Source organism: Niallia sp. RD1, from assembly GCF_024219955.1.
GTDB classification, from domain to species: Bacteria; Bacillota; Bacilli; order Bacillales; family Cytobacillaceae; genus Niallia; species Niallia alba.
Window position 1 is genome coordinate 3797757 of record NZ_CP100420.1, and the last position, 18271, is coordinate 3816027.

16 protein-coding genes and 2 pseudogenes are annotated in these 18271 nt (G+C 33.8%); 9 read left to right on the top strand and 9 right to left on the bottom strand.

The window, feature by feature from the left end; genetic code table 11:
* Positions 1-17: 17 nt before the first annotated feature.
* The 5 genes and pseudogenes from NKG37_RS18090 to NKG37_RS18105 form a co-directional block, all read right to left on the bottom strand.
* Entirely contained in the window at positions 18-1133 is a 1116-nt protein-coding gene (locus tag NKG37_RS18090; RefSeq protein WP_169188410.1) for an IS4 family transposase, read from the bottom strand.
* 467 nt (positions 1134-1600) lie between these two features.
* Positions 1601-3162 (bottom strand): annotated as a pseudogene (locus NKG37_RS18095) (IS3 family transposase).
* Between the two features lie 380 nt (positions 3163-3542).
* A complete protein-coding gene (locus NKG37_RS18100) occupies positions 3543-4889 on the bottom strand; it encodes a DDE-type integrase/transposase/recombinase (RefSeq protein WP_254416423.1) in 1347 nt (448 codons plus the stop codon).
* A gap of 102 nt (positions 4890-4991) precedes the next feature.
* Positions 4992-5117 carry a hypothetical protein gene (locus NKG37_RS26150; RefSeq protein ID WP_263479876.1) on the bottom strand — a complete coding sequence of 42 codons (126 nt, stop codon included), beginning with the start codon at positions 5115-5117 and terminating at the stop codon, positions 4992-4994.
* A 45-nt stretch (positions 5118-5162) separates the two neighbouring features.
* Positions 5163-6385 (bottom strand): IS3 family transposase gene (locus NKG37_RS18105; RefSeq protein ID WP_173026407.1). Its coding sequence is split into 2 segments (ribosomal slippage): positions 5163-6097 and positions 6097-6385, totalling 1224 coding nucleotides; the frame shifts between segments, so codons are not numbered across the junction.
* A gap of 301 nt (positions 6386-6686) precedes the next feature.
* Between NKG37_RS18105 and spoIIP the strand changes: the two genes are divergently transcribed.
* Together spoIIP and NKG37_RS26155 are read left to right on the top strand one after the other, a co-directional pair.
* Positions 6687-7844, top strand: coding sequence for a stage II sporulation protein P (gene spoIIP, locus NKG37_RS18110; protein ID WP_101731297.1), 1158 nt, complete (start codon positions 6687-6689; stop codon positions 7842-7844).
* 148 nt (positions 7845-7992) lie between these two features.
* Positions 7993-8115 carry a hypothetical protein gene (locus tag NKG37_RS26155; RefSeq protein ID WP_263479867.1) on the top strand — a complete coding sequence of 41 codons (123 nt, stop codon included), beginning with the start codon at positions 7993-7995 and terminating at the stop codon, positions 8113-8115.
* Between the two features lie 122 nt (positions 8116-8237).
* On the opposite strand, the gene NKG37_RS18115 is transcribed toward NKG37_RS26155, so the two are convergent.
* The gene (locus NKG37_RS18115; protein ID WP_084668780.1) at positions 8238-8405 is read right to left on the bottom strand and encodes a DUF3934 family protein; all 168 of its coding nucleotides are present in this window, start codon (positions 8403-8405) and stop codon (positions 8238-8240) included.
* A 430-nt stretch (positions 8406-8835) separates the two neighbouring features.
* Entirely contained in the window at positions 8836-9951 is a 1116-nt protein-coding gene (locus NKG37_RS18120; RefSeq protein ID WP_100525938.1) for an IS4 family transposase, read from the bottom strand.
* A gap of 157 nt (positions 9952-10108) precedes the next feature.
* Between NKG37_RS18120 and NKG37_RS18125 the strand changes: the two genes are divergently transcribed.
* The 3 genes from NKG37_RS18125 to NKG37_RS18135 all read left to right on the top strand — a co-directional run bounded on the left by NKG37_RS18125 (position 10109) and on the right by NKG37_RS18135 (position 12605).
* Positions 10109-11035 (top strand): protein phosphatase 2C domain-containing protein, encoded by a 927-nt coding sequence (locus NKG37_RS18125; RefSeq protein ID WP_016204976.1) that lies wholly within the window; start codon positions 10109-10111, stop codon positions 11033-11035.
* 72 nt (positions 11036-11107) lie between these two features.
* Positions 11108-11836: a metallophosphoesterase family protein gene (locus tag NKG37_RS18130; protein ID WP_169188509.1), complete on the top strand. Its 729-nt coding sequence runs from the start codon at positions 11108-11110 to the stop codon at positions 11834-11836.
* Positions 11837-12053: 217 nt separating this feature from the next.
* The gene (locus NKG37_RS18135; RefSeq protein ID WP_169188510.1) at positions 12054-12605 is read left to right on the top strand and encodes a nucleoside/nucleotide kinase family protein; all 552 of its coding nucleotides are present in this window, start codon (positions 12054-12056) and stop codon (positions 12603-12605) included.
* Here the strand turns inward: NKG37_RS18135 and NKG37_RS18140 are convergent.
* Positions 12574-12732: pseudogene (locus NKG37_RS18140) on the bottom strand (alpha/beta hydrolase); the annotation flags it as partial. The gene NKG37_RS18135 and the pseudogene NKG37_RS18140 overlap by 32 nt on opposite strands.
* 192 nt (positions 12733-12924) lie before the next feature.
* Here NKG37_RS18140 and NKG37_RS18145 point away from each other — a divergent pair.
* Positions 12925-13113, top strand: coding sequence for a hypothetical protein (locus NKG37_RS18145; RefSeq protein ID WP_254415057.1), 189 nt, complete (start codon positions 12925-12927; stop codon positions 13111-13113).
* A gap of 198 nt (positions 13114-13311) precedes the next feature.
* Here NKG37_RS18145 and NKG37_RS18150 read toward each other — a convergent pair whose 3' ends face one another.
* Positions 13312-14376 (bottom strand): hypothetical protein, encoded by a 1065-nt coding sequence (locus NKG37_RS18150; protein WP_169188511.1) that lies wholly within the window; start codon positions 14374-14376, stop codon positions 13312-13314.
* Positions 14377-14930: 554 nt separating this feature from the next.
* Here NKG37_RS18150 and NKG37_RS18155 point away from each other — a divergent pair.
* The 3 genes from NKG37_RS18155 to NKG37_RS18165 all read left to right on the top strand — a co-directional run bounded on the left by NKG37_RS18155 (position 14931) and on the right by NKG37_RS18165 (position 17923).
* A complete protein-coding gene (locus NKG37_RS18155; protein ID WP_212119863.1) occupies positions 14931-15488 on the top strand; it encodes a sigma-70 family RNA polymerase sigma factor in 558 nt (185 codons plus the stop codon).
* Positions 15478-16803 (top strand): sigma-E factor regulatory protein RseB domain-containing protein, encoded by a 1326-nt coding sequence (locus NKG37_RS18160; RefSeq protein ID WP_205835606.1) that lies wholly within the window; start codon positions 15478-15480, stop codon positions 16801-16803. The genes NKG37_RS18155 and NKG37_RS18160 overlap by 11 nt, the downstream gene beginning before the upstream one ends.
* Before the next feature lie 274 nt (positions 16804-17077).
* Complete coding sequence (locus tag NKG37_RS18165) at positions 17078-17923, top strand: phosphotransferase (protein WP_254415058.1); 846 nt, start codon at positions 17078-17080, stop codon at positions 17921-17923.
* Positions 17924-18271 lie beyond the last annotated feature (348 nt).

Genomic DNA, 18271 nt, shown 5'->3' on the forward strand with positions numbered 1-18271 from the left:
CGACAACAATTTGTTGATTAAGGGATGGCTTTTCCTTCAATTTTGCGAAGCCAGACATGTGCTGGTTTCCACAATGCTGCCCTTAAATAACGGCTAATTTGCAAGGTTTTCCGCTTACTTTTTGTTTCGAGTTGTACCAGAACATGAAGACAAAAAACAATAAGTGCGATAAACACTTGATTTTGAATCGCCCATTCACTTTGACCGTAGAATTTCTTGATATTGAGATGTTGTTTAATCCATTTAAAAAACAGCTCAATTGCCCATCGTGATTTATACATTTCCGATATTTCTTCGGCGCTTAAGTCAAAACGATTTGTGATTAAATGAAGTTCATTACCTTTTGAATCTATTATTTTTAGAAGTCGAAAATAGTTTTCAGCTCGGTTTTGAGTTGTACCAATCAACACCATTTGATCCGACAAAACAGATGAATCCTTGGGTAGTTTAAAATCATAAACCTCCCGTACGACTGCGTTTTTTCGTAGCCTAGAAAGAAAAAAGTAGCCTTCATCGGTCATGCGATCAAAACGCTCGTAGTCTAGATAACCTCGGTCAAACACATACATGCATTCTTTATCGTCAACCATAATCTCAAGTTGACCACGATCGTGTTCGCTTGCCGTTGTCATCACGGCTTTTTCGGGATAGGATTCTCCCTTTTCCATAAATACAAGGCGTAAGTGTAACTTTACGCCTGCCTTAGTTTTGCGGAACTTCGCCCATTTATGATTGGTCAAATTTAGTGGCAAAGTACTTGAATCAATAATTTTTAACGGCATGACAAGTTTTGTGTAGTGTGTTTTGGCGTGAATTTGTCCGACTAAATCAAGGAAAAGTCTTTGAAACAAATCTGGATTTAGACCATTTAAACGGCGCGAGAGCTGAGAAATGCTTATAGAATCAAGGTCGATTTCCTTTTGAAGATGATCATCAAAAAGGCAATCACTTAACGCATGAAGACTTTCAACTTCTTCTAATTGTGCAAAAAGTAATAGTTTTAGGAATGATTCTGTCGTTAACTTTTTCGTATAGCAATCTAATTTCAATGTTTTCACCTGTTCTTCAAATAATTGAAGATTAATTGGCGAAAACCATTGTCCAAATGAAGTTTTTCGTGTAATCTTGTCCATGAGATTTGTCCTTTTTTAGTGGATTTGGACGGGTTACCACCTGACTTATCCATTATAAAGGACTTTTTCTATGCATAAAATAATAAAAGTGAACATTTCGAGTATTTTTAATAGTGAAATTAAATTAATGCAACACTAGTGATTTAAAATATTTATGCAATGCAAAGTAAACGTGATACTTAAGGTATTGCGTTTTTTTGTGTAGTTTCACATTAACTGGTAATGGTGGTTTCTTCATACATCCATCTTAAATTTTAAAATAAAACTATAGATTGACGATTCTAAGCTGTTCTTTTGAATTATTTGCGGTGTTTGTCAAGATAGTTGTCGCATTTAACTTGTTTACTAGTGTAAGAACGTAAGGGTAACTACCGCGCTTTGCTTGGTGGCCTTCTCATCAAAGAACAGAATTCATTCTGTTCTTTGATGAGAAGGGAATGGGTAGTTCAAGCTCAGTCGCAGTGGGGCTATTTTGTTCCATCCTTTTCTATCTTGTCCTTTATTGGGTTTAAAGCCACTGAATCATGTGCACTCCAGTCTCTAGTTGAGCGCGTCCAACGTTCTGGATGCTTTTGTTTCGCTAGTTCATAAACTTCTTTGCGCTTTTTCAGTATCCCAATATGCGCACCTGTGTGGCATTGTTCTGGCGTCACAAAATTTATACCACTGTGTAAATGTATACAGTTATACCAATTCACAAATCTTAATGCCCATTCACGTGCAGCCTCAAGTGTTTCAAAGCCTCTGTACGGGAATTCAGGTCGATATTTCAGAGTCCGAAACATTGCTTCAGAATAGGGATTGTCATTACTTACTCTTGGTCTTGAATAAGAGCTTTGGATCCCTAATTTTTCAAGTAATACCTGAAATGTTGCGGCTTTCATGGGACTGCCATTATCGGAATGTAAAACGAGTGGTTTACCTTGGATTTTTTCACTAATAATCGTCTTCTTCATTAAATCTTCAGCGTGTTTTGCCTCCTCTGACTCCCAAATCTCCCAACCTACGATTTTTCTACTAAAAATATCGATAATTAAGTAGAGTCGATAAAACAAGCCTTTCACCGGCCCTTTTAACCACGTTATATTCCATGTCCATACCTGGTTTGGGGCTACTGCTAAATGACTTTCTGGTAATCTACCCTCGGGCTTTTTGCTTCTTCCCCGATGATTTTGCATTTTATGCTCACGAAGAACTCTATAAAAGCTAGATTCGGAGGCGATATAAATGCATTGATCTGCTAATTTTGGCACGATTTGAGTAGGCGGTAGGTCTACAAATTCCTCTTTTTTAACAACCTCCAGTATCTCTTGTTTTTCCTCTATCGTTAATTTATTTTTTGGCTCTGGACGTAACGCAATAGGGCGTTGATCCTCCTTGATTCCACCTTCTGAAATCCAGCGTTCATAGGTGCGAACGCTAATGTTCAATTCTTTACACGCCGGGGCTAATCGCGCACCATTTTGGTTTGCTTCTTGGATGAGTTCTACTGCTAGTGCGCGATCTGACGGGCTGATCATTCGTCCTCTTGGTCCCCCCAGATCGCTTGGGCCTTTTTTCTTAATAGTAATAAGGCTGCAGCTTCTGCCAATGCTTTTTCTTTTTTACGCAAATCTTTCTCTAATGCCTTTCCTCGCTTTTTCTCCTCTTTTAATTCTTGATTTAACTGCTTTGTTTGACTAGATTCTCGCCCATTTGCATTAAGGCATGAATCTCGCCATGCGTCAATCTGTTCTTTATAAAGTCCCTTTTTTCGACAATACTCCGCTAGCTCCGCACCATTCATTGAGTATGTTTCCATAACTATGAGAAACTTATCTTCACTGCTCCAGTGTTCAGAACTTTGTCCATCTCCGGGTGTGGGGTTTCCAGATGATCTAGCCTCTTTTCTCCACTTGTAAAGCGTGGGTTCAGTAATGCCCAACTCTTCACTTAATTGGCCAACCGATTCATTAGTGGGGGGCATCATTCTCTTAATAATTGATGCTTTCTCTTCCTTTGTATAACGTTTACCATTATTACTTTTCATGTCGATCAACCTCCGTGTATGATTTAAACTATACACTAAAGTTCCCTACGACATCTATCCTAACAGAGGGGGTTTGGAAGAACGCTAGTCTATTTTATAGTAATACATCATATGTTTTTGAAGAGGTAGTGTCAAAAGATTTATGAAAACTACCTAAAGGGTTAGTTTCTCTCCTATTTACTGGATGGAGATGCGCCGCAATCGCTCTTGACAAACACGCCAATGGTTTGAGGATTGTTTAACAAGGGCGAAGGGAACAAAAGAAGGCATACCAAATAAGCCCTTGGTTGTTTCCATTTTAAACCATTGGCAAGTTCGGTTTGTCAAGAGTTCGCTCCGCCGATTGCTGAATTAGCTTAAGGGCTCAGCTAAACAAAAAGTTAGGCTTGTCTTTGTTCTACTATCCATTGTTGTGCTAATCCAATGAGCTTTGTCCAACGTGCTGGCATTGTTGGAAGCCCCTTGAGTTCTGGATTCACTACGGGCACTTTTCCTTCTAAGGCGGCATGCGGACGCAAAAAGTTAAAGTAGGCCGTAAATAAGGTGACGTATGAAATGGAACCATGTTCAGAGCCGAATCCATGAGTGGAGCGATAATTGCCCTTAAAGGTGCGGTTAAGTCTCTCAATTATTTGTTTCAGTGGTCTATATTCGGTCGAAACAGGGTCCTCATTGGTTAATCCAATGACCTGCTTCACATCGAATGAAATCCCATGTTGAGCGAAGAAATGTTGGGCTAAAAGATAGATTGGATTCCCGTCTACCACAAAGGTCAGATTTTCTGGAATCTCTTTCATCTTGATTAAGACCTCATCAATTGCTCGAATGGCTGTTGCTGTGTCTCGATTAGGCGACACCGGATACGAAAGAATAATCTTTTTCACGGCGTCAAAAAAGAAAAATAAATAATGCCATCGACCGTTTACTCTGATATACGTTTCATCACCGCAGAATTGGTCTGAAAGTTCATAGGGATAGTGATCCACATAAGGTTTAAGTAATAAAGCTACGCTATTTTCGTAGTTCAATACAGTCTGATGTGAAATCATCACTCCGTGTACGTCCTGCATAATCGCAGCTGTTTTACGGGCCGAAAGGCCATAGTTTACATGATAGGTTAGGATTAATCCTAATGTATGTGGTGATGCATAAATCTTTGATAAGTCAACGGCCGGCAGTTCTGGTGATTCCTTGGATAACGGCTGGAAATCGATATGAAACTGACGGAAAATGTATCTTAATTTAAATGCTTGAGGGTCCTTTTTGAACCTTTTCTTTTCTTTTGAAGTCATCCCATTGAGCTTCTTTTGATAATAAGAACAGTCATTGTTCTTGCACTTAAACACGTGAAAATCTTTTCTTTCTTTTATTTTCTCGAGAGTTTTGGAACAATGAGGACACTTCAGGATGGCTTCCTTAGAATAACGGTTCTTTTCACTGAAGAGCTCTGTACACACCTTGCATTGATACTGGCCTTTATCTCCATTGTTGGCATAAAGATAATCTGATGGAGCACCACACTTTGGGCAGTTCATGGATTTAGGTACGGAAACTTTTGCATTCTTACGCCTTTGAACAGGTTTAAGTGGTTTCCCGTTCTTCTCTAGATATTCACTAAGAAGAACTCGATAATCAAGCTGTTCCAGAACTTCAATGACCGGAAGGTCGTCCACTTGAAGTTTTCGATATGGTTTATTTACTGGCTGTTCAGTAGGCTTATCAAACATACTCTTACCAATCAATAAAGTAAGCAATGTTCGAATTAGCGGATTAACCCCCGAATTTTGGACAATAACTCTCTTATTCTTTCATTTCCTCAGTTTTTTATTTTATAGATTTCTTTCATTATTCTTCAAAAAGGCCATGTTGCTTGACATGGAGCCTCTGCGGGCATGATTCTCCTGCCAAGAAGCCAGCTGTTTTACAACATTGGCATCGCCGAACGAGGCTATCATGCCCGCCACTCCAAATCAAGCTGATGCTTTGAATGAATACATCCATTACACCCGAACCTCCTTGATCACCAATGAATCTTGTTTTTGATAGAATTCCTTTGGTGACAAATCTAGTATACTAGAATGCATACGTCTCTCGTTGTAGAACTCCATAAAATTCATGACTTCTTGATATGCTTCTGTGTAGGTTTCAAACTGCCATCTGGATAGGCAATCGTCCTCAAAAATGCGATGGAAAGACTCAATATGAGCATTCATATTTGGTGTTCTTGGTGGAATTCTTTCGTGCTCAATTTTGGAATCTTCACAAAACTTTTCAAAAGTATGGGAAATAAACTGCGGTCCATTGTCTGTTCGGATTACAGGTTTTTCCAATTCATCATATTGTTGGCGTTTTAATAATGCCCTTTTCAGTGTCTGTTTGACATCATCTCCAGTGCAACTTAATCCCATATGATAGGTAATGATGCCCCTGTCATAAACATCGATGATGGACATGACAAAGAAAAAGCGATCCTCACCTTCGATAAAGCCATATTTAATGTCAGCTTCCCATAGCTGATTAGATCTTGTAATAATGCGATTTCTTGCTAGTTTCCTAGGGTATGAGACTTTCTTTTGGCGCTGTGGGCGTAAGATGTCCAATTCTTTACAAATCCGGTATACTTTTTTCTTGTTAATTTTAAGTTTGTATTTTCGCCTTAAGACCTTAGTGAGTTTGCGATAACCATAGTTATAGCAATCACCGGCAATCTCTTCTAGTAGAAATTCTTTAATCTGTTCGTCTGATATCTTTTGACCGTCCTCTTGGATCGAATAACCTGGTGCTGGACGTCCCTCACTTACTTTTTTCTCCTCAACACGATAATTCTTTTGATAATAGTATGTGGATCGAGGAATACCTATGATTTTAAGCACCTTTGAAATCGAGTAGCCTTTTTGAATCCATTTGTTAGCTACTTCATGCTTTTCAGCAAGTGAGGGTTTTTCTTTTTTATAAGATCCCTCAGGATCGCTATTTCAAGGTCTTTTTCACCTAATAACATTTTAAGTTTTTCATTTTCTTTGGATAATTCTTTGGAGTCTATATCTGGCAGCACAGCCACATCTACTTCACCAAATTTACCATCTTTGTATTCACGAACCCAGCGACTAACCATATTGGGATTCAGATCATACCGGCGAGCTACAAGGGTATTCTTCCCTGTGTCTTGGGCTTCCTTGATGACTTGTAATTTAAATTCTTTAGAATGTTTTATTCGTTTCATGATGTCAGCCTCCTTGGTACATTAAGCAGTATAATAAATATTACTCTTATTGTCCAAGTTCATTTTGGGGCTTATGAGTTAGTTGTTCTTGATAGTTTATAAAAGTTAATAAATAGGTTATAATTTGAGGGTACAAATTGTCACTTCCTTTTCTAGGTTGTTGAGAGTGTCGTAACCTCAATTATCCTTAGAATTCAGGGGGTGGCAATTTTTTTGCTTATAAAGCCCTCTCAGATAGGATTTAATAACCTATTTACTATAAAAGTTTTGACAATACGTTTGAAGAGAAAGGGGGAAAAGTATGAATAATTCCAAAAGTCGATCATTAATTAGGTATTTACATATAACTATTCTAGGTATTATCTTAGTTTTTATTTTAATAGCTTTAATTACTACATCTTTTTTTTCTTTTAAATTGACTTCCAATAATGTTGCTAATCTACTAAATGATATAAATTCTACAGAATTGTATTTGGAATTCATTCATAGTGAGAATCATTTATTTCCCCCATCAGAAGCAAGAGAGTTTTCTCTTTCTAATTTTTTTCTACCATTATCATCAAATATCCATTTTGATGATATAAGAACATTATTGGGGAGAGAGCTACCAGCTTTAGCATTCTTTCATACAGAAATAGTCGTCGCTGAGGAAGGGACAACTATTGCAGATTTACCATTTGAATCCATTCCATCTAAGGAAATGTTAGAAAATCCAGTTGAGGTAGATGAAGAAAAGGCTGAGCAAGAGCAAAAAGAAGAACAGCCGACTAAAGAGGATCGTAATAGGGCTATAACAAAACCAAAAAATAAAACTGTATTTATTTACAATTCGCATAATTTTGAAGCTTATCTCCCATTGCTAAAAAACACAAAAAATAATGATAATGTAGTCAGTGCAGATGAACGAGCAAATGTAGTAGGAGTAAGTAGCAAGCTTTCAGAATTGCTTCAACAAGAAGGGTTAGGCGTTGAGTTAGATAAGACAAATATCAATCAGGTTATCCTTGACCGAAAATGGGACTATACTTATTCTTATACAGTTTCAAAAGAAGTAGTTGAAACGGCAATTAATAATAATGGTAATTTAAAATACTTAATTGATATACATCGTGATTCAGCTAGAAAAAAACAAACAACAGCAAATATTAACGGAAAAAACTACGCTAAACTCTTATTTATTATAGGAAAAGAAAATAAAAATTACGAGCAGAACGAGCAATTTGCAACAAAATTGCATAATGCGCTAAAGAAAAAATATCCTGGAATTTCAAAAGGTGTTTATGCAAAAGGATATGAACTAGGCAATGGGGTTTATAATCAGAATTTTTCTGATCGTGCTATTCTTTTAGAAGTCGGTGGAGTAGATAATACAAATGCAGAATTGACGCGAAGCATAGAAGCTTTTGCGGACGTCTACAGTAAATTATATTGGGAAGAAAATCAGGCTACACAACAGTAAAATAAAATGCTTAGGTGAACATAATTTTCTTCTAGGTATCTTTTCTTTGACAGAGTAATGCTTGTTACCTTAATTTTAAAATAGCACTGTTTTCTGCTGAAATTTGTATGTAGACATTGTATAGGATAGGCGAAACAGGGGGAGAAACATGAACGTTGAATTAACAAGGTTTAAAGTTAAAAAAGGTAAATCGGAGAAAGTAGAGTTGCTGCTTAATGTGTTTTTATCTTTAATGGAAGGAAACTTTATAGGAGAGAGTCCAATAGTTTAACACAAACATTTTAAATGGTAGATCAAAAAGGACACTTAGTTAGCAAGTGTCCTTTTTGATTTTAATCGATTAATACTTTATATACATGTCTTTTTCACTTATCGTTATTTAACTAATAAGAACTATTTTTCAGATGTATTACCATTATTAGCGTTCTCAGTATTTTTGCGATTTTTAACACCTTTACTTTTGTAGGGTTTATTACTCTTGGCTTTGTTTGCACTAGCTTGCCAACGATTCCATCCCTTCTTACCAGTTCCCCTGCCTGTTCCACCTTTACCTTTAGCCATTCTATCATCTCCGATTTTCTTGTGCGATTACATATCTATCAATAGTTAGTTTTATCTTTTTAGTTTGATAAAAATCATACATAATGAACTATAAGTATATAACAGAAAGATCATGATTTAAACAATAAACATATTTAAAGTTATTTGGAGATATTTTCCTTAGAGCGAACCAGTTCCTTATTAACTTTTTTTCAGGAAGGAATAAGGATCTTTGCTACAGAACTTATAAATGAATACAATATCTGATGCAAAATCGATTAAAAATAAATTATTTATAAAATGACACTAGTGTTGCATAAATGTTGTTAGAATATTCAGTTTAAATATGTCCCCTGTTAAGAGCCAAAAAAGTAAATACCCAACTAAAGGTGGATCCATCCATTTGGAAATTTTTTACAATTAGACTTAAGAGACGACGACAATTTGTTTATTAAGGAATGGTTTTTCCTTCAATCTTTCGAAGCCAAATATGTGCTGGTTTCCACAAAGCTGCCCGTAAATATCGGCTAATTTGTAGGGTTTTTCGTTTACTTTTTGTCTCGATTTGTGCGAGAACATGCAGGCAAAAAACAATAAGTGCGATAAACACTTGATTCTGAATTGCCCATTCGCTTTGGCCGTAAAACTTTTTGATATGGAGATGTTGTTTAATCCATTTGAAAAATAACTCAATCGCCCAGCGTGATTTATACATCTTTGAGATTTCTTCAGCACTTAAATCAAAACGATTTGTGATTAAATGAAGCTCATTTCCTTTTGAATCAATCACTTTTAGAAGACGAAAGTAATTTTCGGCACGGTTTTGCGTCGTACCAATCAACACCATTTGATCCGACAAAACAGATGTATTCTCGGGTAGTTTAAAATCGTAAACCTCCCGTATGACTGCGTTTTTTCGCAGCCTAGAAAGGAAAAAGTAGCCGTCATCTGTCATCCGATCAAAGCGTTCGTAGTCTAAGTAACCACGGTCAAACACATACATACATTCCTTGTCATCAACCATTACTTCAAGCTGACCGCGGTCATGTTCTTTGGCCGTTGTCATAATGGCCTTTTCGGGATAGGATATACCTTTTTCCATAAACACAAGGCGTAAGTGCAATTTAACACCCGCTTTTGTTTTGCGGAATTTTGCCCATTTATGATTAGTCAAATTGAGAGGCAATGTGCTTGAATCAATGATTTTTAATGGCATCACAAGTTTCGTGTTGTGCGTTTTGGCATGAATTTGTGAAACTAAATCAAGGAAAAGCTTTTGGAATAAGTCTGGATTCATGCCATTTAAACGGCGTGAGAGTTGGGAAATACTGATAGAATCAAGATCAATGCCCTTTTGCAGTTGATCATCGAAAAGACAATCGCTCAGCGCATGCAGACTTTCGACTTCTTCTAGCTGCGCAAAAAGTAATAATTTTAGAAATGACTCTGTCGTTAGTTTTTTCGTATAGAAATCTAATTTCAACGTTTTCACGTTTTCTTCAAATAATTGAAGATTTATTGGTGAAAACCATTGTCCAAATGAAGTTTTTCGTGTAATCTTGTCCATGCGATAGTCCTTTTTAGTGGATTTGGACGGGTTACCACCTAACTTATCCATTATAAAGGACTTTTTCTTTGCATAAAATGATAAAATTGAACATTTCAAGTATTTTTAATAGTTAAATTAAATTAACGCAACACTAGTGATAAAATGAAAGTTCATAATGAACCTACCAATACGTTTCCGAGAAGGAAAAATTGATTTTGTAGGTATTGTAAGCCAATTAATTCATGGAGGGATATCTTTGAAAATAGCACATATAACATGTAAAGGAGTAAGTGAGTTAAACGAAGATTCGTTAATAATTAATAACGATGCTCAAGTGTTTGGGGTTGCTGACGGTGTTTCTTCATTAGTACCAACAAAAGATAAAAATAATCGTACTGGTGGCTACATAGCTTCTAATGAAGTAAAAAGTTATTTTGAAACAATTAAAAATAGTAAGTCTCTTCTATCTGATGTGAAAATGATAAATGATACACTAAAAAAGAAAATGTTAAATAATAATATTAATATATTGGAGAAAGAACAGTTATGGGGAACAGCTTTAGCAGTTATAAAAGTATCGGAGAATAGCATAGAATATGTTCAGACTGGTGACTGTATGATTCTAGCGGTTTATGTAGATAACAATGAGATTAGACCATTAACACGTCTCCAAGTAAGCCATTTAGAGAAAGGTGCAATCGTAAAGTGGAAGGAGTATATAAATAAAGGAATAACGAAAAGGGATGATTTATTAACAAAAGTTAAAGATATTCTCCTTTCAAACAGGCAAAAAAGTAATTCTAAAGATGGATATGGTGTTTTAAATGGCGAACCAGAAGCCATTAACTACATAGAGTACGGGAAGATAAACCGGAATAGATTAAAGCATTTAATACTAGTAACAGACGGATTATTATTGCCAAGAGAAATAGTTCCCACTCAAATAAATTATTGGGAGTATATCACTAATTTAATTCTTGAAAAAAGTATGGAACAATATGCTTTGGAATTAATTAAGTTAGAAGATTCTGATCCAGAGTGTTTAAAATATCCAAGATTTAAAAAATCTGATGATAAAACAGGAATTGTTATTAGTTTTTAATATTCCATATGCTGATATTTAAATGTAAGTAATGATAGGCTGTTCTACTTAGTTAGATAAATGGGGGATATTATGTATAGAATTGCTATAATAACTGATATTCATGGAAATATTTACGCTTTAAATTCTGTATTAAAAGATATTAAAAAAAAATCAGTTGATTACATATATTGCCTCGGTGATATGATTGGAATAGGGCCTTTTTCAAATGAGGTTTTAAATTCTTTATTTGAATTGAATAATATTGAGATGATTACAGGTAATCACGACGAAGCTGTTTTATCACTGTTAAACAATGAACCATATCCAGAAAGTAGAATCAATGTGATACTGCATCACAAATGGATTGCGAATAAATTGAATAAAGAATATATTCCTAAATTGAAAAAACTACCTCGCATATTGAATCCTACTATTTGTGAACAAAACTTACATTTAATTCATTATCCGATGAAGCAATCATTATATGGAGTTCATATAAGTAAAGATCCATTTGATTTTACTGGTGTTCCTTCTCCAGAACATTTCTATGAATTAGATGGTTTAGATAATATATCTTTGGTCTGTTTTGGACATGACCACAATAGTCATCAATTTGTTTCTAAAGGTAAATTGTTTTATAATACTGGCTCTTTAGGTTGTTTCAATGAAGCTTTTGCCAGATATGGAATTATAGATATTAATAAGAGGGGAATTAACATTATGCAACAGTACGTTCCCTATGAATTTCATACGTATGTTGATGAGATTAGAAAAACAAATATTCCTAGGAAAGAGATAATAATTGCCTTATATGAGTGAAAATTCAAGTTTGAACAAGCCTCCGTAATCTTTCTTATGATGAGGGGAAAATTAAGAATTAGTAATGGTTTTGAAGAACGATACTCTTTAAGGGCAAAATAGGAAGCGGTACTTGTTTGTATGCTGCTGTATTAAATACAATGCCTAAGCATTTAATAGAAATAGGTACTACATTGCCAGATAATGATCTAAGATAAAAGATATAAGGGGTTAATGTATGAAGAGAGAAAAGTGTACACATGTCATAGCCATTGCGTCGGTATCAGGAGGAGGGAAAACAACAATATCTACACAGCTAACCGAAAGTTTACAATCTTCAAAAATACTATATTTTGATAATTACGATTTTGAAGGACCAGTTGACATAATAGATTGGGTAGATAGAGGAGCTAATTATGATGAATGGAATTTGACTCCCCTAATTAAAGATTTAGAAGGACTACTTAATGAATCTTTGGATTATATTGTTCTAGATTATCCGTTTGCCTATAAACATACGAAAATGAGCAAGTATATTGATAGTGCATTCTTTATCGACACTCCTTTGGATGTTGCAATGGCACGAAGAGTTACAAGAGATTTTAAGCATTCTACTGGTGAAGATATAATTTTGGAAATGAAAAATTATATCTCTTATGGTAGACGAGGTTATCTAGAAATGTTAAAAACGATAAAAGCAAATTCAGATTTCATTGTCGATGGGGCTTTACCAATATTAGATATTGTTAATGTAATCTCTAAAAAGTTAGGTGAATTGAATAGCAAGTGAAAACTTGGGAAGTAGCTTCTTCTAGAAAGGGATAATGATTGCTACTACTAAATATAATTAGTTTTGAATTCGGTATTAACTCATTCATTTCGACTGAATAGGTAAGTGGGTATTGTAAATCGACTTTTCGCAGTATCGCTTCTAAGTCAACGATAGTTTCTAATAGAGGTGTCTAACAAGTTCCTAGTCCATTTATTCATAAATTACTCCTTACTTTTTCATTTAATAGTTCATAGAAGCACTAAAGATTTGTCCATGAGTGGTTTAAATTAATCCTCGCTTTCATATAATCGATAGAAGACGAATGGAGGAGATAGTGATGAGTCTTTTTGGAGTATTTCTCATTATTGTGTTAACTGTACTTGTTGACTACTTTTTATTAGACGTGAATAAAAAAAGATGGGGATGGATGAAAAATTGGACTAACCTGAGCAAAGGTTTATTTTTTACAGGTTTTATCATAGCTTTAGTGTTGATATACATTAGATTAAGTAATAAATATTTTTAGATTTTGAACTATAAAAAGAGGAACTTGTTTTGTTATTTATGCGAAGGAGAAAGGCGTGTAAAATGAATTAGGAATGGGACGAGATTATTAAAAATGGCTGGATCTATCCATAAGAGGAACGTAGAAAAAGAAACCCAAAAGAGCCTGTTTGCTTTTGGGTTTCAATAAAGGGGCCTTACAGATTGCCAGCATTTATTCTTATTTTATTTGTTGGTATCCATATCCTTCCATTAATTTCTTAACAGATTCTAATGAATAGGTTTTATCGTATGTATCGAAGTATTCATTGATTTCCGTTACATTCGCTTGATTATTTTCATCAAGAATGATGTCCGTATAGCCGAATACAGCGGTGAAAGTATCATTTAATGCACCATCCATATCATATTCTTTAATTGTATAGATATTTACTAACGTACCATTGCTTGGTGCGCTGCTAGACCAATTAGAAGAATCATTATCTCTCACGTATTGTCTATAGTATGTATTTTCTTTTTTTATTTCATATTTATAGTATCCAAAAGAGGAATCTGCATATTGTCGATTAATACCTTCGCTAATTAAGCGCTCTATATCTTCTAAATTAGCGATGTCTTCTGGCTTTTCGGCAACTTCTGCTAATCCCGTAGCTTCAAATTTTGCGCTACCTTTGCCTGTTAAAATATAGCCTAAAGAAGCCAATGAATTTTTAGAGTCTTCATCTAAAGCAACTTCCACCATATCCCCATTTTTTATTTCACCATCTTGCTTAGATTCAAATCCCAAGCTACTTAAATCTCCATCAAAGGTTGTATCAATTTGAATTTCTCCTCGTCCACTAACACCAGAGAAATTAACAACCACATTTTTATCAATTTCTTCATCACTCAATTTACCTGGTTCTTCAAGTCCTGACACTTTAACTTTCATTTCATCTTTAGATTTAATCTTTTCTGCTTTGTCTTTATCTAATTTTATATGAACAACAATTTCATCCCCATTAGATAAGTCACTTTCTTTATCTAGTGTAATAGTAAAGGAAGAAAGCATTTTATCAATCTCTGCGAGTGTTTCCATATTAAGGTTTAAATAATCATCCGATATTTCAAACACATCATTAATTAGCTTATCCTCATTTACAGAGTACGAAGCGTTTCCCATTGTATCATAACCATCAAAATTTACTTCAATGTAGTCAGTTAACTCTGCCTTTGATCCACATCCAGTAAGGATAAATATAATTCCTAAGCATAAAGCTAATAAATACAAATTCTTCTTTTTCATTTCCTAACTCCTTTTTATTCCTTTGTGTCTAGATATTTCTTTGAAAGAACAACAAGAATAGCCTAACTAGAACTTTTTAACTATCAACTTTTAGAATCTGTAGGGTCCCAATATCTATTATTTCGGCAAATTTATACAATTTATTAGCAAAAAATACTAATTAATTGTTATATTGATGCTTAAACGTTTAATTTTATTTTCAGCTCGGACATGTTTAGTTCAAATATAATAAAAAGATTGTATAAAGTATGTTACTATCAATTTAAATATTGTAATATTTTTCCTGATTGCAATTAAAATTTTTCAAATCGAAATGAAAGTATTGAATATAGACGAATATATAAATCTCTCTTTTTTATAATCACTATTTACTAAAAAATTATAATTTGATGCAAAATCCTAATATAAATTTTATTAGTGGATTTTGCAATTGATGAGAAATACTACTTATCTAAAATCATCCCGATTATTAATAATGGTAAAAAAATTTAAAAATAGAACTTTTTCAAAATAGAAATCGTCTAAATTATAAAAAATTGATTGTGAGGAGCTTTATGATTGAAAGGGTAGATGACTCTCATTCTGAATTATTAACAGATATGAATCGGGAGGAAAAATTAAAATGGTTAATGAAAACCTATGGAAATGATGTTGTAAGAATTGCTTTTTCTTATTTAAAACAAAAACAGCTTGCGGAAGATGTGGCACAAGAAGTGTTTATCAAATGCTATGAGAAAATGGATACCTTTCGAAACGACTCTTCCTATAAAACGTGGCTTATAAGAATTACAGTGAATCGGTGTAAAGATGTTAGGAAGAGTAGGTATTTTAAAAATTTATTTATGATGGACTATTCTATATCCAATTATGCCAATTCCTCGCTGCAATTACATGATGTAGAGAAGGAGGATAGTGGAATTTCTCAAAGTATCGTTAAGTTACCAATTAAATTAAGAGAGGTAATTATCTTATTTTATTATCAAGATTTAACGATAGATGAAATATCTTCTTTATTAAAGGTTAAACCCAATACAGTAAAAACTAGATTGCATCGTGCCCGTATAAAACTAAAAGAATCCTTTGAAGGAGGGGGAGTAATTAATGAAAAATAACTTCGATAATTTAAAGAAGGAATTGGATAATACACTCTTTCATGATGTGTATTTTGATGATAATCAATATAAAAAAGTTTTAAATTCGATAGCAAGTAGTAAAAAGAATAGGGAATTTTACCCGTTTAAAAAACGGTTGAATGTCATTTTTTCAAGTTCAGTAATCTGTTTGTTATTTACTGGAATTATGTATTTTATAGGAATTGAACTAAATTTATTTAATGGAATACATAATAAACAGGCGAATTATATAGTGAAAAGTAAGAATGAGTTGCCGAATGAGGACTCTAAATATATTCCAGCAAAGCAAGAAGAAAACGATAAGGATATGACGAAAGAAGAAATTCTTACTAAAATGCTAAATACAGTAGACAATTTTGAAACTGCTCGTGGAGAATATATCATACATTATGCTAATATCCCAAGTAATGCAACGATAGAATATACAGTTAGTTTAAAAAATCACAGAGGTGGATTTGGTATAAGAACCGATATAGTAAATGGAGAAAAGACTGTTTCATCTGAATATTTTACTAAGGATGCATTATGGTTGGTATCTGAACAAACGAAGACTTATAGGGAATTGGGATATGTAGAAAATGATAATACAGGTAAGGAACTAAAACTGGAAGATGCATTTTCAAAAGATAGCAACGGGGTTAATGTTACCAATTATCGGGAGAGTATTCCATTTGGATTAGCAAATGAAACATTATTTCCATATGAAATAGCATCTAACTATACAAGAGACTTAGATACATGGGAAATTGAAAAGCAAAATGAAGAACTACTAGGACATAATACTCTAGTCATTAAGGGAGAAATAAGCAGAGCAGATTTTCAGTCATTCCGTTTTTGGGTGGATAAAGATACAGGCATCTTAGTTAAATATGAAACTTACAATGAAAAAGAAGAAGTAGTGGATTATTTGCATCCTAAAAAACTAGAGGTAAATGTTCCTATTGATAGTGAGAAATTTACCCCTAATTTAGTTGGATATGTAAATGAAGATGAATCTAAACAAAATCTTCCAAGAATGAAAACAGGCAATATTGATGAACTGGTTCCTGCACAATTAAAACAACAATGGGAGGAAGCAAAAAATTCATCAAATGAAACAACAATACTTCCTTTTGGTGATTCGGTATATATTTATCCTAAAAAAGGATATCTAGTGAATTATATAGAGGTTAATGGGAATAATGGAACACTATACTTGGCTAAGACTTCGAATCTAAAGTCAAGCGGAACTTTTCCGGCCTTGGCTGAAGGATATAAAGTGAAAAATCTTAAAATAGTTTATGAAGATGAATAAGCAATATGTTTAAATTATTTGGCAATATCGAGTATATATGATAGTTGAGTACAACTGTTGTAATAAAAGATAACAAAAGTTACTGTTTTCAAAAAAAACTTGGAGATTGGTCCGCACATATATCGGCAAATAATTTCAGTTTCTATAAAAAGTATGGTTTGAAGTAAGAGATATTAAAAAAATGACATAAGTATGTATTAATATATCCAAGCACGGAAAGGTCGGCATAGGTGAGTAGCTAATATAATTAAATTAAATGATTGGGGGGAATAGGGTGAATATAGAGAAAATAATAAAAGAGCTTCAACAGAATAATATTCTTTCTACCAAACAAATAAACTATGAACAATTGAATGGTGGTACTGTTAGTGAGTTGTATCTTTTACATAATAATGGAAAGAAATATGTCGTTAAATCAAATGATTCGCAAGTAATTAAATCTGAGGCGAATTTTCTTGATACTTACAAGGATTTAAACTTCTTGCCTCAACTTCTCTTTGTTGAAGAATCATTTAACTATTTCGTTTATTCATTTATAAATGGTTCTACTAACTATAGTAAAAAAAATAAAAAAGACATGCTCTGTGTGCTTGTTAATGAACTTATTTATAATTATAGGCCTATTAGTCAGTATATAGGATGGGGATGGGCAGACGAACCAACCGCTTCTTGGAGGAGTTTTCTGATGACAGAAATCTTAGAGGCGAATAAAATAATAGGTTCTCAATTAAGTAGGAATGATTTTAACTTAATCCAAAACTTAGTTAAAAAGAATGGCAATGACCATATCCCATTTTTACTACACGGTGATTGTGGGGTTCATAATTTTATTTTTAACAATGGAAGGTTGACTGGTGTGATTGATCCCACTCCTGTTATTGGAGACCCTATTTATGATCTAATCTATGCCTTTTGCTCATCACCAGATGATTTAACAAAAGCAACACTCGATACAGCGGCAAGCCAATTAGTTGTTATTAATAGAAATATTTCTAATCTATATGAACAATTGCTTATTGGTTTATTTCTTAGAATTGGATCATGTGTTAAGCATCACCCTGATGATATCGGTGCATATTTAAAAGCATGGGAATATTGGAAGCGTATCGTAATAAGATAGTTTTGCATATATAGGGAATTAGGCGATAATATTTTATTATTAGTGGCTACCCTGCCAGAAGAGTTTAATATGATAAATAATAAATTATTGGAAGATGTGATGATTAATTTAAAAATTAATATTAAAAAAATGAAGATACCTCTCATATGTTACATTGGGATAATAGAGAGACAGTTGTTAATGAAATAAAAAGGTTTTTTACTAAAACCTTATAAAGCTGTGGTAATGGAAAGCGTAAAAACCATCTTAAATTGCGATAAAGGCGTCTTACAAGTACATATCATTCGATTCGAAAAGGATGCTCATTGGGTATCCTTTTTCCTTTCAATTTATAAAGTAGTATTTAAA